The following is a 15,920-nucleotide window of genomic DNA, read 5'->3' as shown; positions in this document are numbered from 1 at the left end:
AAGAAACCCGTTGCAGAGATGCGACGGGTTTTTTGCGTTTGGGGTTTGGGAAAAAGGGGCTTAGGAAGAAGAGATTTAAGAAAAAGGAATTAGCAAGCTTGCGTCAGGCCGTTATGAAAGGACAGTGAAAACCATGGACCCTGAAACCAGTTCAGGGAGACGGTAGTTTTATATTTAGAGACGGAGGTTTCTATTTAGAGGTGGGGTTTTGATGACGCCCACCTCGTTGTCTTCCTGACGTAGATCAGGATCCATTAAAGGTATAACGGCTTTATAATTACAGCAGAAGTCAGCAAGTTTTTATGACTGTGGCGTCAGTCCTGAATATTACGTTCTTTCAACTTTCTAGTGAGAGTATTTCGGCCCCAGCCAATTTTTAAAGCTGCATCTTGCTTGTGCCCGTTACATACAGCTAAGGCTGTTTTGATCAAACGGGTTTCTAGTTGTGCTTGCACATTTGGCCAGATATTTTCTTTTCCTTGGGTAAGCTCCTGATTTAACCAGCTTTGAAACGCATCTAGCCAGTCTCCATCTGATTCACTATGTGCTGAAGTGTGGGATAGTTCGTCGGGCAATTCTTGAGGATTAACCGTTTGACTGGGTGCCATAACGGTTAGCCAACGGCAAGTATTTTGTAATTGACGAACGTTTCCTGGCCAATGGTAAAGTTGCATAGCTTTTATTGAGTCTGCTGTTAGTGTCTTTGTTTCAACTTGTAACTCTTCAGCGCTGGCAGATAAAAAGTGATGTGCTAGGGCTTCAATATCTTCAGGCCTTTCTTTGAGTGCAGGTAGTCGCAGTCGAACTACATTAAGGCGATGGAATAAATCTTCACGAAACTGACCTTGTTTTACTAATTCTTCTAAGTTTTGGTGAGTTGCGGCAATAATTCGAACATCTACACTGACACTTTGGTGTCCGCCAACCCGATAAAACTCCCCATCGGCCAATACTCGCAGTAACCGAGTTTGCACATCTAATGGCATATCACCAATTTCATCTAAAAAAAGAGTTCCTTTGTTAGCTTGTTCAAATCGGCCTCGACGCATGCTGTCAGCACCTGTGAATGCTCCCTTTTCATGCCCGAATAGCTCGGACTCAACAAGATCTTGTGGGATAGCTGCCATATTCAGAGCTATGAAGGTATTATCTTTGCGCGGGCTATGGTTATGTAACGCGCCTGCGACAAGCTCTTTCCCTGTACCAGATTCACCATTTATTAATACACTCATACTTGACATAGAAAGCTTACCAATGGCTCTGAAGACTTCTTGCATGGCGGGGGCTTCGCCAATAATATCGGGGCTATCTTTCTCAGTTGGCGTACGTTTGGTTTTTTTTGCTTGTGAATTCGCTTGATAAGCCCGTTCAACAAGATCTGCGGCTTCATTTAAATCAAAAGGTTTGGCTAAATATTCAAAAGCCCCTTTTTGAAATGCATTGACAGCTGAGTCTAAGTCGGAGTGGGCTGTCATAATGATGACAGGTAAATTAGGATGACTTAAGCTTATCTCTTCTAGCAAAGCCATACCATCGAGACCGGGCATACGAACATCTGAGATTAAAACAGCAGGTTGGCTATATGATAAAGCGGTTAGAACATCTTGGCCATTGGAAAAGCATTCAGTCGTAAACCCTGCTCGTGATAATGCTTTATCGAGTACAAATCGAATGGATGCATCATCATCAACTAACCATACTGTTTTCATTTCTTGCTCCGTATACCGTTGGCGTCAGAACGGTAGATAAATATTAAATTCTGTGTGTCCAGTCCAGCTGTCATAATCAATCATGCCATTGTGCTGCTCTATCAAAGTTTGCGCGATGGATAATCCCAGTCCAGAACCTCCATCTTTATTTGTGGTCATGGGGAAAAATAATGTATCTTTTAGTTCAGGCGCAATGCCAGGGCCGTTATCCATGATTTTAATCAAAAGAGCTTTTTTAATTAGCTTTTCGCCACGTCGTAATCGATGCTTAATCCGTGTCGTTAGCGTTATGTTTCCACCTTGAGTTAGTGCTTGTAATGCGTTACGTACAATATTCAGCACAACCTGCTGAATTTTTGCTTGATCGATGTTTATGTCAGGAATACTTGGATCATAATCTTTAATTAACTTTATATTATGCTCGTTATCTAATGTGCTGAGTTTAATCACTGATTCTAAAGTTTGGTGAATATTACACGGCGCTTTATGCAGTAATTGATTAGGTCCGAGTAAACGGTCGACTAAATCGGTTAAACGGTCTGTTTGCTCGATAATTAATTCGGCACATTGGTCCCGCTCACTCTGACAACCTTCATACTGCAATAATTGCGCCGCTCCACGAATTCCACCGAGCGGGTTTTTAATTTCATGTGCTAACCCTCTTATTAATGTGCGCGCAGCGTGATATTGATGCATTTGGTTTGATGCTTGATCAAATCGCACTTCATCATCAATACGTCGGAATTCCATTAAAATATAAGTGGTATTTAATAGGTGTACTCGGCGAGCATGAAGATTTAAAGTCGCGGCTCTATTGTCGATAAACACCACGTCAACTCTATGCTGTTGGCAATCGACACCGTCTTTTAGTACATATTGATTGATTCTGGTTATATCTATGTGGTGATGGCTGAAGGTCGCGTGGAGTGATTGACCTATTAGCCTTTTAATACCTAATCCGAATAGTTCACTACTGCTTGTATTGGCATAGTGAACGATAAAGTTCTTATCGAGTAAAATAACGGACGTTGCTAAATTATGCCACAAGTCAGGGAGCAGTTGCTCATGGAGTTGTTCCATATTGGTTCACCTTAATTAGATATTGCACCAATGTAGTGCGATAGTAGCATAGCATTATTAGTGATTTTATTTCTAGGCAATACTCAAGGCGCTTAAATAGGTAACACTTTAATTATTTTATACTTTTTCTGTGTAGATAAAACGTGGTTGGATCACTTTGCGCGAGTGCTTTTCCCTGTTCATTGTAGAGCCTTAACAGTAGAGAGTGCTCCCCTCGAGGTACGTTATGTAAGACAAACGTTGTGCTTGTTTGCATAGGTCCTGTTGCTTTTCCATCTAACGTTAATTGCACTTTTAAACCATTGGAGAAGCTAGGCTGAATTTGCCCTGTAACATAGATGGTGCCAGTATTTTCTCTGAGTGTTTGCTCGTGGTTTGGTGAGGTAATACTTGCTGTATATTCAATCGCTTTTTGACTTGCTTGCGTATTGAGTATACTTGTATCAACAGCGGGCATTGTCATTGATTTATTTAACTGTATTTCTTGTGCGCCTTGCCGGGGTACATCAGAAAAGACCCAATTACCCTGCTCATCTTTCCAACGGTACACCTTTGAATCCGCTAAAACTGATGAACTAAACAATACAAAACACCCTAAAAATAAAAGCCGCATTTAGATCTTGCCTGATATCAAAAATATACTCTAATACTCTAGACTGTTGTGAATTACTTTTCCATAAAAAAGCCCGCTTTGCGGGCTTGAGAACACATATGATCTGAATACGTAATTACACGCTGTAGTACATTTCAAACTCAACAGGGTGAGTTGTCATGTTCAGTTTTTCCACTTCCTGTGACTTAAGTGCAATATAAGCATCAATTAAGTCATGAGTGAATACACCACCTTGTACTAAAAATTCACGATCAGCATCAAGACACGCTAGCGCTTCATCAAATGAGGCTGCCACGGTTGGAATTTCAGCAGCTTCCTCAGCTGGTAGGTCGTATAGATCTTTATCCATCGCATCACCAGGGTGGATTTTATTTTTAATCCCGTCAAGGCCTGCCATAAGCATTGCTGAGAATGCAAGATATGGATTAGCTGTTGGGTCTGGGAAACGAACTTCTATGCGTCGAGCGCGCTCTGAAGGGACGACTGGAATACGAATCGAAGCAGAACGGTTACGTGCTGAATATGCAAGCATGACCGGTGCTTCAAACCCAGGTACTAAACGTTTGTATGAGTTAGTTGACGCATTGGCAAATGCATTAATTGCTTTAGCATGCTTGATGATGCCGCCAATGTAATAAAGAGCATCTTCAGATAAACCGCCATATTTATCACCAGCAAATAAGTTTTTGCCGTCTTTAGCAAGTGATTGGTGACAGTGCATACCTGAACCATTATCACCAACAACAGGCTTAGGCATGAATGTTGCTGTTTTACCATATAAATGAGCCATGTTATGAATAACATACTTCATTTCTTGAATCTCATCAGCCTTTAACACCATGGTATTAAAGCGCGTCGCAATTTCATTTTGACCAGCGGTAGCTACTTCATGGTGGTGGGCTTCTACTACTTGACCCATTTCTTCCAGTACCAAACATGTCGCACTACGCCAATCTTGGAAATCATCAACTGGGGCAACAGGGAAGTAACCCCCTTTAACGCCTGGGCGGTGACCAGTATTACCATCTTCATATGCTTTATCTGAGTTCCAAGCTGCTTGTTTAGAATCAATCTTGTACATTGAGCCAGACATATCAGTTTTATACTTAACATCGTCAAAAACAAAGAACTCAGGCTCAGGCCCAAATAAAACCGTATCTGCAATGCCGGTTGAGCGCATATATTCTTCTGCTCGTTTTGCAACAGAGCGAGGATCACGTTCGTATCCTTGTAATGTTGCTGGCTCAACAACATCACAACGAACAATCATCGTTGTTTCTTCAGCAAATGGGTCAAGTTTAACAGAAGCTGCGTCAGGCATTAAAACCATGTCAGATTCGTTAATGCCTTTCCAGCCAGCTATAGACGAGCCATCAAACATTTTGCCATCTTCGAAGAAGTCTTCATCGGCTTGGTGATGAGGAATTGAAACGTGTTGCTCTTTACCTTTGGTATCTGTAAAACGTAAATCTACAAACTTAACGTCATTTTCTTTAATAAAATCTAAAACCGATTGTGACATGTGTCCTCCGACTCGATGGGTTATTATTTTGTGTAGCATTATATTGATGCGACTTGTCTTACCTTAAGCGTATTTCATGCCAAATATTTAAGGTGTTGATTTATCTTAATATAAATTAAATTTAAATTAGGCTTTATGTATTTTTGCACCATTTTGGTGCGGTGTTGTTTCGTAATGGTGCGTGCCAGCATGTAACGCGCTAGTATGGTGCGTAGTAAAATAAGCTTAGTATTATTTATTAGTAGTGCAATTTATAGACCTGAAAACCCTCTAAAAAATACAATGACTTGATAAAGTCATAAAATTTATGTTGGATAAACTTTCATCCATCGCCGTAATAAGGGATAATGTGCGCCGTTTAAATCCTATATTGGGACATCTCTGGCGCGCCAACATTTAGTGAAATCGCGTAGATCGACTAGGATCACTGAGATTCAACTTTCTCTGAGTAATTATATGAGCATCGAAAAGTTAAGAAATATTGCGATTATCGCACACGTTGACCACGGTAAAACAACCCTAGTTGATAAGTTGCTAGAGCAATCAGGCACACTAGAAACACGCGGCGGCAACGAAGAGCGTGTAATGGATTCAAATGATATCGAAAAAGAGCGCGGTATCACCATCCTTGCAAAAAATACTGCGATTGAGTGGAATGATTACCACATCAACATCGTAGATACTCCAGGACACGCCGATTTTGGTGGTGAAGTAGAACGTGTACTTTCAATGGTTGATTCAGTTCTTCTATTAGTAGATGCGCAAGAAGGTCCAATGCCGCAAACGCGTTTTGTAACGCAAAAAGCATTCGCATTAGGTCTTAAGCCAATCGTGGTAATTAACAAGATTGATAAGCCAGGTGCACGTCCTGATTGGGTTATGGATCAGGTATTTGATTTATTCGACAACCTTGGTGCAACGGACGAGCAGCTAGATTTCCAAGTTATTTATGCATCAGCAATCAATGGTTGGGCGACATTAGATCTTGATAATGAATCAGATAACATGCAACCAATGTTTGAAGCGATTGTAGAGCAAGTTGAAGCGCCAGATGCTGATCCAGCAGGTGACTTCCAAATGCAGATCTCTCAACTTGATTACAACTCATATATCGGTGTTATCGGTGTAGGCCGTATTAAACGCGGTTCTGTTAAGCCTAACCAGCAGGTTACAATTGTGGGTGCTGATGGTGCAACGCGTAATGGTAAAGTTGGCCAAGTAATGAGTTACTTAGGTCTTGACCGCCACGAAGCTGCTGAAGCACAAGCCGGCGACATCATTGCAATCACAGGTCTTGGTGAACTGAAAATTTCAGACACTATCTGTGACGTAAATGCAGTAGAAGCATTGACTCCGTTATCAGTTGATGAGCCGACAGTAACAATGACGTTCTCTGTAAACACTTCGCCGTTTGCTGGACAAGAAGGTAAGTTTGTTACTTCACGTAATATCCTTGAGCGTCTTGAAAATGAATTAGTTCACAACGTAGCACTACGTGTTGAAGAGACTGAAAACCCTGATAGCTTCCGCGTGTCTGGTCGTGGTGAATTACACCTAGGTATCTTGATTGAAAACATGCGTCGTGAAGGTTACGAGCTAGCTGTTTCTCGTCCAGAAGTAATTCTTCGTGAAGTGGATGGTCAGTTAGAAGAACCGTTTGAAACAGTAACAATTGATGTTCAAGATGAGCACCAAGGTTCAATTATGGAACAACTTGGTCTTCGTAAAGCAGAAATGACGGATATGGCTCCAGATGGTAAAGGCCGTGTGCGTATGGATTTCATGATGCCTTCACGTGGTTTAATCGGTTTCCAAACTGACTTTATGACGCTGACATCAGGTTCAGGCTTAATGTACCATACGTTTGACCACTATGGCCCATACAAAGGCGGTACTATTGGTAAGCGTAAGAATGGTGTATTAATTGCGAATGCAACAGGTAAAGCGCTAACTAACGCATTATTCAACCTTCAAGAACGTGGTAAGTTGTTTATTGGACACGGTGTAGAAGTCTACGAAGGTATGGTTATCGGTATTCATAGCCGTGATAACGACCTGACAGTTAACGCGCTTAAAGGTAAGCAGTTAACGAACGTTCGTGCATCAGGTACTGATGAAGCACAAACACTTGTACCACCTATCAGAATGTCTCTTGAGCAGGCGCTTGAGTTTATCGATGATGATGAGCTGGTAGAAGTTACACCTGAAAATATCCGTATTCGTAAAAAGTTATTGACTGAAAGTGAGCGTAAGCGTGCTGGTCGTCAACTTAAAGACTAATATCGAATAGAGATTTAAAAAATGCCGCTCTTATGAGCGGCATTTTTGTAGCAAATTATTTTCTAAAAAATAATATTTACATTTACCTTGGTAATTGGTGATATTCAGGAGCTAAGGTTGTATGGGTTAGAATAACCCATATGTCTCCGTTTCTTCTGGTTCATAGTCTTTGAGGTGTTCAGGTCTGAATATTGCGCTCGGGTCAATGACAACACTGTGTGTTTCTCCTCGTTTAATCAGTCCCCGCATCATTTTTTTCGTCTGTGCATCAATTTCAAAACCAATATTCGTTAGTTCACTCAATGATTTAATTTCATTTTCATTGCAATGAATATTATCCTCTACTTGGTCGACTAATAGACCTATGTGAGGTTTCTGGCCATCTTCGGTGGTAAACACAATGATAGGCTTATGATCTAGGGTTATTTGCTCTCTGGCCGACTCAAATAAGCGTATCAGCTTTGTGTAAGTTGTTGATTTCTCTTTTGATAGTAGTCGTTTTGCTTCTTCCTGTTGGCTGTTGTTTACTAGCGAAAATAGTTGCTCTGGAAGTGAATATAGTTGTGAATGTGGCTGTTCAAAACGCGATAAGATAGCTTTTAGATCATCGTTATCTGTTTGGAAGTGATAAAACCATTTACCAAACTCACTGTGCTTGGCATCGCGTGCGCCTTCAAAAGCTGCCCCATTAATAATACTGTGTTCAAGTGCTTGAAACCAAGATTTATGTTCTTGTTCATACTGTATAAGTAAATCAATTAGTGCACGATTAATATCTTGTGAAGATTGATTGTTAAGGATCAGGCCCAAGTCAAAAATAGGAGTGGGAGTCCCCATGTAATCTTTTACCCCTAAAAAGCTAGGGTTTCCATTCGGTAAAGAGGTTAGGTTCCCTTCATAACGTTCTGTGAGCAAAATATCCAATATTTTAAGAGATATGGTTTTTTGTCCAACTCGAAAGTTTATTAAATCCATGTTCGCCTCTAAAAAATTATAATTATGTTTTAAGAATAGAACATTATGATGAATATGAGCGGAAAACCGGTAATTTCTTTTCAGCAGATGTTAGGTTAAATAGTTCTTGTAAATCAGCATCATGTTCAAGCATTAAGGAGAGCTTATCTAATATGCATTGGTCGCTAAACGTAAGAGGGCATTGCGTTGCAGCTTTACTAAATAATAGTGCATTTAAATAGCCTTCAAAAAGCACATGATCAATCTTAACGTTAGGGTATGCTGCTGCGTGGGTACGGAATGTGTTACATAATCGTGCTGAACAATTATATGGATTGGGCACAACTTCAGTGATCATAAGCAGTTGAGATGACTTTATTCTGCTAAGTAGCTCTTTACTAGAAGCAAACGACACACTGGTGTAATCTGCTTTAACACCGCGTAATTGTGCCCTATTTATAAATTTTGCCAATGGCTTGTACGTTCCTATCAGCGCTACTGCGGTTGCTCTAGATGCTTTAATTTTACTGAGTGCTTTATCTACATTACTAGAGTTACGGCGAAAGCGAGTGATCACGGAAGGGGTTAAGCCTCTATCTGCGAGTACTTTTGTGAGGCTTTTCTCTAATGTAATACCAAATTCATCAGCTTGAATAAACAAAGCAATATTTTTGTGCTTTCTTTCATTCACTAAGTAGTTTATTTGCTCTTCGGCTTCATCAAAATAGCTAGGTCGTAAGTTGAATATTTTAAGCGTACGGTTGTTGCGTAAAAAGTCAGCGCCAGAGAAAGGCATCAATAGAGAAATTTTGCTGTGCTCTAGTAGTGGACGGATCGCTGAAATCGTCGGTGTGCCCATGAAGCTGAACAAAGCATCAACCTTTTTCTCATATATAAAATAGCGGGTGTTATTAACGGTGCGACTGGGCTCATAGCCATCATCTAATACAAGTAAGTCGACTTTGGCACCATTGATCCCTCCGTTTTTATTTAGCTGTTCAAAATAAATATTTGCGCCTACCTTGAGTTGACTACCAATAGCTTGAGCTGGACCGCTGAGTGCCGTAGACATGCCTAATTTTATATCTTTAGGCGGAGCTGCAAAACCATGAGGCTGTAATAACAAGTAGCAGAGTATTATTACACTAATTTTTAACAGAGATCCGTGCATAAAGTTCTTTCACCAAAGCTTGCAATGCAATATTAAATTGCTTTTTTGAGCGCAGCGATAGAGTATGCTGAACCCATTCCTTAGTATTATTTTGTAATAATAGACTAATCGCTAACTGTTGGGAAATGCGCGGTATGTCTGATAGTAGAGAGGGGCGTAATATGATCACTTGCCAAATAAGGGCAGTATATTGTTCGAGGTTTGAATTCTTATTCGCTATAAAATGTAATTGCGCTTTAAGTTCAGTTGGTAGGGGTTTGTTTGGCCATTCTGTAATTATACTGAGCACTAACGGTGAGGGTAACTCACAGTAGTGATTCATAAGCTGGTAAGACAGCATATTCTGAAAGTGGGCTTGTAATCGAATTTGTTCATGGCGTAACTGTGTTTGGCTCTTAATGACCATCGCAGAATACAGACCACTGGCTTTATCTTTTTTATAGCCTAGCTTGACGAGTGTATAGCCCCTATTCTGCCAAAACCTTAACAAAGGTTGATCACAACCAAAACTGCTACCAAAGTAATCAACTGTATGTTCGAGAGTTTGTTCGACAAACTGTAAAAGCTGACTCCCTAATTTTTTATTCTGTAAATGAGGGGCAATAGCGATACGTACGATCCGAGCACATTTAGCGCTTAAAAAAGGTGTCTGCCCCTGCACGTGAAATAACTGTTGAGCCAATAAATGCCCTTGTGGACGGCGGTGACCACAGCTAATTTGTTGTTGAATCGTATCATCTAAACCACCTTCTAAATTAACTAAGCATACACCAACAATGTGTTCATCATGTGCAATAGCAAACAGACGTTGGCTAGGGCTATCTAGCAATTGTCTAAAGTCGTTTACACTGGTTTGATAATGTGCGATGACTAAAAGGGCGAAAGTCTGTGCTAATAATTGCTCATTATGACTGAGCTGATGGGGGCTTAATTCAATAAACTGCACTGCATTGTGAAAAAAATGCGGGGATTCTATATATTGACTATCTAAAGCAAGTAATCGATTAATTGAGTGTTCTAAAGGGTCTCCTGAGTTGTAACGAATGGGTTGTGTGAGTGAAAGTTGTTGGTATTTTGGGTGCTTGCTAGCGAGGTATTGTGCAAATTTGAGGGTATAGCCTCTTCCATTGCCTTCATAGCCAGCTAAGGTGCTTGCGAAAATACAGCTTTCAGCCTGTTGCTCTATCTTCATTAAAGTAGGAACAGGTAAGGTAGCAGCTTCATCAATCAGTATGATGGTGTCATGTAAAGGCATGTTTTGGAGCAGTTGATCTGGCGGCATATAATGTAAGTTTGCAAGTTGTTTTTCATGACCAAAGTATTCGATCTTCTGCGCAATGGCTAAATGTTTAAAGCAGCTTTTTACCGCACGATATTGCACAGCACAAATGACAAACTGATGTTCTGGCATGTTGGCAACCAATAAGCCCAATGCAGAAGACTTCCCTCGTCCTCTGTCAGCACTGATCAAATAAGGCGTTGTATTTTTTTGTTGTAAGTGTTTATGCAGAGCAGACACTACCTGACTTTGTTGTAATGTATTTTGTGCAGAGGGAGTTTGCGCTGCAGGTATATTTAAGGTTGCGCCGTTGGTTTGTGATAATACGCTAATGGGGAGTGCGGGGATGAGTTGTTGCCAACGCTGTAAAAATAGACTGTTACTTGTGTCAGTACCGTACGATGACCATGTTTTTTGTGCTGGATCAGACCACGCATTTAGCTGCGTTAATTCAGGTAGAAGTAATACCAATACTCCACCAGCTTTAACTGTACCACTGACAGCAGCTAATTTGTTTGGAATGATGCCAGCATATCCATCATATAGGGCAACTGTAAACTCTTGACCTAAGATTTCGTGTAAATGCTCAGGCCAGCGTGCTGAGTGTAAATCCGAGTGCTTAGAAAGTAATAATTGGCTACCAGAAAAATGCGTGAACATGGCTTGGTATTGGGCAACGGCCCAATTGTGATCCCCACATAACAGTAACAACTGGCGATGCTTATTATACGCCAGTTGAGTAAGTAGTGGGGTTATATCACATGGCTTGAAGACGTGCATAAGCCGTCACTAACCATTTGCTGCCCACATCATCAAAATTGACCTGAATGCGTGATTGAGCGCCACTTCCTTCGTAATTTAATACTGTTCCAGCACCAAACTTGGCGTGTAAAACACGTTGACCTAGCGTATAACCACTGTCTTCAAAAACGGCATGTGTTACTGACGGGCTAAAGCGACCACTCGCCGCAGGACGCGAAACTTGAGTTTTTATACGAATTTCTTCGACACAATCATCGGGTAATTCACGTAAAAAACGAGACGGACTATGATGCTTTTCCTGTCCATACAATCTACGGCTCTCTGCGTGACTAATGTATAGTTTCTCCATTGCCCGTGTCATACCAACATAACAAAGCCGACGTTCTTCCTCTAATCTGCCTGATTCCTCATGACTTTGTTGGGACGGGAACATGCCTTCTTCTACCCCCACCATAAAAACCAGAGGGAACTCTAAACCTTTGGCTGAGTGTAATGTCATCATTTGCACTGCATCTTCATGTTCATCAGCTTGTCCTTCTCCTGACTCTAGTGATGTATAAGCTAAGAAGCCTTGCAAAGGTGAACTAAAGTCTTCATCGATAGGTAAATCATATTGACCACATGCACTGATTAATTCTTCCAAGTTTTCAACACGAGCTCGGCCTTTTTCGCCTTTTTCAGCTTGATACATCGCCAGTAAACCTGATTGTTCAATGGTTAATTGTGCCTGCTCAGCCAACTCTAATTCCGTAATACTATCGTCCAACTTCTCAACCACTTCTACAAAGCGACTAATTGCTGTTGCAGCTCTACCAGAAAGGTGTTTTTCTTCTAGGATTGCTTTCGCCGCGTACCATAAAGGCATTGACTCATTTCGAGCACAATCGCGGATGTGACTGAGTGTTTTATCGCCAATGCCTCGTGCTGGGGTATTAATAACCCGCTCAAATGCGGCATCATCCTGTCGATTGCTGATCAAGCGTAAATATGCAAGAGCATCTTTAATTTCTTGTCGTTCGAAAAAGCGCATGCCACCATAAATTCGGTATTTTAACCCTTCTTGTAATAATGCTTCTTCAAGTACCCGTGATTGAGCATTATTTCGATATAAAATGGCGCTGTGATCGAGTTTGTTACCTGCGTTTAGCCAGCTGCGGATTTTGCTTGCGACAAAGCGAGATTCATCGAGTTCATTAAAAGCGGCATAGACAGAAATAGGCTCACCTTCTGAGCCCTCAGTCCATAAACTTTTACCCATACGTTCAGCGTTATTCTCAATAAGTGCATTAGATGCTTTTAAAATAGTGGCAGTTGAGCGATAGTTCTGCTCTAGTCGAATCGTTTCGGCATTAAAGTCACCCACAAAGCAGGTAATATTCTCAATCTTAGCCCCTCGCCAGCCATAAATACTTTGATCGTCATCTCCTACTATCATCATCGTGTTTTCAGTCCCAGCAAGTAACTTAAGCCATTGGTACTGAATGCTATTGGTATCTTGGAATTCGTCAACTAGCATATAGCGAAAACGTTGCTGATAGTGGCGTAAGAGGGTGGGATGCTGTTGTAGCAATTCAAAACATCGTAATAGAATTTCGGCAAAATCGACTAAGCCAGCACGATCACATGCTTCTTGATACGCAGTATATACTTTAAGTAATAGCTGCTCATTGATATCGTAAGCCTGAATATCTTTAGGTCGAGTGCCTTCATCTTTACGTGCACTGATATACCATGCGATTTGCTTTGCAGGCCACTTTTTTTCGTCGATATTCATTGCTTTGAGCAGTCGACGGATCATACGAACTTGATCATCGGTGTCTAGTATTTGAAATGCTTCGGGCAAATTAGCATCACGGTAATGCGCTCGTAGGATGCGGTGTGATAATCCGTGAAAGGTTCCAATCCACATCCCGCCAACAGAAGACTTGATAGTTTCCTCTACACGGGAGCGCATTTCTTTGGCCGCTTTATTAGTAAATGTTACGGCAAATATACTGTAGGGAGATGCATGTTCGACTTGCATTAACCAAGCGATACGATGTACTAGTACTCGAGTCTTACCAGACCCCGCACCCGCCAACACCAGCATATTCTGTAGTGGTGCGGCAACAGCTTCTCGCTGTTTATCGTTTAAACCATCGATTAATTCAGAAACGTCCATCATCACGCCTGTTATAGAAAATGAAGGCAAAGTATACCTTTGTGTACTTCGCTTTCCCAGTTTTGTGGTGATGTTCCTTACGTCTTAATATTTAACAATTTGAAATTCAAAAGAAAATAAAAGTATAAATACTGTATAAGTAGCCAGTTACTTGGTGGGCAGAATCGCTTTTAAGCGATTTTGTACTTCTTGTACAAGTAAGTCGGGCTGGAATTTTGAAAGAAAAGCATTACATCCTACTTTTTCAACCATAGCTTGATTAAAGCTGCCGCTAAGAGATGTGTTAAGCACTACGTACAGATCTTTGAGGCGTGGGTCATTCCGAATCTCGTACGTTAATCTATATCCATCCATAACAGGCATTTCAGCATCAGTGATCACAGCGAGGAGCTCTTCATTTACATTAACACCGTCATCGGCCCATTTCGTCAATACGTCAAGTGCTTGTTGACCGTCAGTCGCAGGGATGATTTCGATGCCAAGTTGGGCAAGCGTATCTGCAACTTGTCTACGGGCTGTTGGGGAGTCGTCAGCATGAAGTATTTTACGGCCTTTAAAATCTTCAATAATCGTCTGATCTAACACATTATCGGAAATGCCAATGTCGTATTCTATGATTTCGGCCAATACTTTTTCAACGTCAATGATCTCTACAATATGCTCGATATCTTCTCGGACTACTTTTGTTAAAGCGGTTAAATAATGGTTTTTACCTACAGAACTGGGGGTTGGCATAATATCAGACCATGTAGTATTAACGATTTGATCTACCTTACCAACTAAAAACGCTTGTATAGAGCGGTTATATTCGGTGATAACAAGATTACAGTCTGCGCCTCGTTCACACTCAGGCATGCAAATCGCTAAGCGTAAATCTATGACGGGGATTGATTCGCCACGTATTGTTGTCACTCCACATACTTTAGGGTGCGCATTGGGAATAATGTTGAGGTGTGGTAATTTCACGACCTCTTTCACCTTAAATACATTCAGTGCAAACAAATGTCGACTGTGTAAGTGGAATAACAACAGCTCAAGCCGGTTTTCGCCAACTAATTGTGTTCTTTGATCCACCGAAGCCAATACACCTGCCATTCTTCAACCTATTATCTCGTGTTATTTCATATTTTAGTATACCCAAGTTATTGCAAATTACGAGTTTGTCTGTAAGTTTCTAAAGCTGAATTTAACGTTATTTTATTGTGTATAGTGATGGTAAGGTTTTCAAGAAAGTTGAAATAAAGTAGGGTAGATCTATATTTTCACGACACGCCTAATTATGATTATTTTTAAACGCTTAGTAGTATTATTACGCGCTCATGTTGACCGAGCTAGTTGGCGGTTATTGTGTTTAATTACCGCGCTGCATATGGGGTTAGTATGGGGGTTGTTACTGTTTGCAAATGAGCACACATTACTGCCAGCAAATGTATTTTTTTATTATTATATTGTAACAACTTCAACCGTTGGATATGGCGATTTTAGTGCCACAACTGATTTTGGCCGTTGGGTTGTGGCGTTGGTGCAAATTCCGTTTGGTTTAGGTTTATTTGGTGTTCTGCTTGGAAAAGCAGGGCAAATGGCAACATTTTGGATAAAACGAGCAATGACAGGCGATAAAGATTACTACCATTTGCGCAATCACATTATTATATTTGGTTGGCACCCAGTCAGAACAAAGAAAATCATTGACTATATTCTTGCAGATACAAAACGAGATAATCGGCGTATCGTTTTGGCTGTTACTGACAATATAGAGCATCCTTTATTGGGCTATCCAGAAGTTAATTTTGCGCGTTTGACTAGTTTCACAGAAAATGAGCAGTTGGCCAGAATTGCTATCAGCGATGCAGATAAAGTGATTATAGATGGGCAAGATGATGACCAAACTTTCACTACCTCTTTGAAATTAAGTCCTATAATCAAACCTGAAGCTCATATTAGCGCGCATTTTCAGGATGAAAGTAAAGTTGCTTTATTACGTTCTCACTGTCAGAACGTGGAGTGTTCGTCGGCTAAATCGGCTGAAATATTAGTGCGTGCCATGCAGGACCCCGGCTCTAGTCGTGTTCAAGAAGAGCTACTTTCGAGTCTACACGGTGATACACAATTTAGTTTACAGTTACCAGAAGGTGTTAATAGCTATCAGTTTGGCGCACTATTTCCCTATTTTAAGACACATCACAATGCAATTTTATTAGGCGTAGCACATGACCGAAACGGGCAAAATTTGGATTTAAATCCACCATTGGAATATAGGATTAATGCGGGTGATATTTTGCATTATATAGCCCCCAGTAGAGTACTTGTGAATGAGGTACAGTGGAATGACATATGACAGTGAGGAGTAGGAAATATTTGATTGTCTAGTACCGTTCGGTTTGATAGT

At 40.8% G+C, this 15,920-nt stretch carries 11 protein-coding genes; 2 read left to right on the top strand and 9 right to left on the bottom strand.

Going from position 1 to position 15,920, the window contains the following annotated elements:
- Positions 1-314 precede the first annotated feature (314 nt).
- The 4 genes from glnG to glnA all read right to left on the bottom strand — a co-directional run bounded on the left by glnG (position 315) and on the right by glnA (position 4,924).
- Complete coding sequence (gene glnG, locus J8M01_RS02060) at positions 315-1,709, bottom strand: nitrogen regulation protein NR(I) (protein ID WP_211056819.1); 1,395 nt, start codon at positions 1,707-1,709, stop codon at positions 315-317.
- Between the two features lie 24 nt (positions 1,710-1,733).
- A complete protein-coding gene (gene glnL, locus J8M01_RS02055) occupies positions 1,734-2,789 on the bottom strand; it encodes a nitrogen regulation protein NR(II) (protein WP_192508958.1) in 1,056 nt (351 codons plus the stop codon).
- A gap of 112 nt (positions 2,790-2,901) precedes the next feature.
- Positions 2,902-3,402 (bottom strand): DUF4124 domain-containing protein, encoded by a 501-nt coding sequence (locus J8M01_RS02050; protein WP_211056818.1) that lies wholly within the window; start codon positions 3,400-3,402, stop codon positions 2,902-2,904.
- Between the two features lie 115 nt (positions 3,403-3,517).
- Entirely contained in the window at positions 3,518-4,924 is a 1,407-nt protein-coding gene (gene glnA, locus J8M01_RS02045) for a glutamate--ammonia ligase (protein ID WP_192508956.1), read from the bottom strand.
- A 456-nt stretch (positions 4,925-5,380) separates the two neighbouring features.
- On the opposite strand from glnA, the gene typA reads away from it, so the two are divergent.
- Positions 5,381-7,204, top strand: coding sequence for a translational GTPase TypA (gene typA / locus J8M01_RS02040; RefSeq protein WP_211048697.1), 1,824 nt, complete (start codon positions 5,381-5,383; stop codon positions 7,202-7,204).
- A gap of 126 nt (positions 7,205-7,330) precedes the next feature.
- Here the strand turns inward: typA and J8M01_RS02035 are convergent, their stop codons facing one another.
- From J8M01_RS02035 to J8M01_RS02015, 5 genes are all read right to left on the bottom strand, one after another.
- Positions 7,331-8,179 carry a CZB domain-containing protein gene (locus J8M01_RS02035; RefSeq protein WP_192508955.1) on the bottom strand — a complete coding sequence of 283 codons (849 nt, stop codon included), beginning with the start codon at positions 8,177-8,179 and terminating at the stop codon, positions 7,331-7,333.
- Positions 8,180-8,222: 43 nt separating this feature from the next.
- Positions 8,223-9,230 (bottom strand): ABC transporter substrate-binding protein, encoded by a 1,008-nt coding sequence (locus J8M01_RS02030; protein ID WP_247670934.1) that lies wholly within the window; start codon positions 9,228-9,230, stop codon positions 8,223-8,225.
- Between the two features lie 73 nt (positions 9,231-9,303).
- Positions 9,304-11,388, bottom strand: coding sequence for a GNAT family N-acetyltransferase (locus J8M01_RS02025; RefSeq protein WP_211056816.1), 2,085 nt, complete (start codon positions 11,386-11,388; stop codon positions 9,304-9,306).
- Positions 11,366-13,531 carry a DNA helicase II gene (gene uvrD, locus J8M01_RS02020; protein ID WP_211056831.1) on the bottom strand — a complete coding sequence of 722 codons (2,166 nt, stop codon included), beginning with the start codon at positions 13,529-13,531 and terminating at the stop codon, positions 11,366-11,368. Before uvrD ends, J8M01_RS02025 begins: the two co-directional genes overlap by 23 nt.
- 147 nt (positions 13,532-13,678) lie before the next feature.
- Complete coding sequence (locus J8M01_RS02015) at positions 13,679-14,626, bottom strand: chemotaxis protein CheV (RefSeq protein ID WP_211056815.1); 948 nt, start codon at positions 14,624-14,626, stop codon at positions 13,679-13,681.
- 181 nt (positions 14,627-14,807) lie between these two features.
- Here J8M01_RS02015 and J8M01_RS02010 point away from each other — a divergent pair, with 181 nt between their 5' ends.
- Positions 14,808-15,869: a potassium channel family protein gene (locus J8M01_RS02010; RefSeq protein ID WP_211056830.1), complete on the top strand. Its 1,062-nt coding sequence runs from the start codon at positions 14,808-14,810 to the stop codon at positions 15,867-15,869.
- The last annotated feature ends 51 nt before the right edge of the window (positions 15,870-15,920 follow it).

The sequence above is a fragment of the Pseudoalteromonas sp. MMG005 genome (assembly GCF_018101015.1).
GTDB lineage: Bacteria > Pseudomonadota > Gammaproteobacteria > Enterobacterales > Alteromonadaceae > Pseudoalteromonas > Pseudoalteromonas aurantia.
Note: the sequence above shows the minus strand (reverse complement) of the source record. Positions and strands in the feature narration are given on the sequence as shown.

Excerpts from the sequence above, each read along its gene's own strand:
- glnG (WP_211056819.1), bottom strand. The coding sequence starts at position 1,709 with ATGAAAACAGTATGGTTAGTTGATGATGATGCATCCATTCGATTTGTA.
- glnL (WP_192508958.1), bottom strand. The coding sequence starts at position 2,789 with ATGGAACAACTCCATGAGCAACTGCTCCCTGACTTGTGGCATAATTTA.
- J8M01_RS02050 (WP_211056818.1), bottom strand. The coding sequence starts at position 3,402 with ATGCGGCTTTTATTTTTAGGGTGTTTTGTATTGTTTAGTTCATCAGTT.
- glnA (WP_192508956.1), bottom strand. The coding sequence starts at position 4,924 with ATGTCACAATCGGTTTTAGATTTTATTAAAGAAAATGACGTTAAGTTT.
- typA (WP_211048697.1), top strand. The coding sequence starts at position 5,381 with ATGAGCATCGAAAAGTTAAGAAATATTGCGATTATCGCACACGTTGAC.
- J8M01_RS02035 (WP_192508955.1), bottom strand. The coding sequence starts at position 8,179 with ATGGATTTAATAAACTTTCGAGTTGGACAAAAAACCATATCTCTTAAA.
- J8M01_RS02030 (WP_247670934.1), bottom strand. The coding sequence starts at position 9,230 with ATGTCTACGGCACTCAGCGGTCCAGCTCAAGCTATTGGTAGTCAACTC.
- J8M01_RS02025 (WP_211056816.1), bottom strand. The coding sequence starts at position 11,388 with ATGCACGTCTTCAAGCCATGTGATATAACCCCACTACTTACTCAACTG.
- uvrD (WP_211056831.1), bottom strand. The coding sequence starts at position 13,531 with ATGGACGTTTCTGAATTAATCGATGGTTTAAACGATAAACAGCGAGAA.
- J8M01_RS02015 (WP_211056815.1), bottom strand. The coding sequence starts at position 14,626 with ATGGCAGGTGTATTGGCTTCGGTGGATCAAAGAACACAATTAGTTGGC.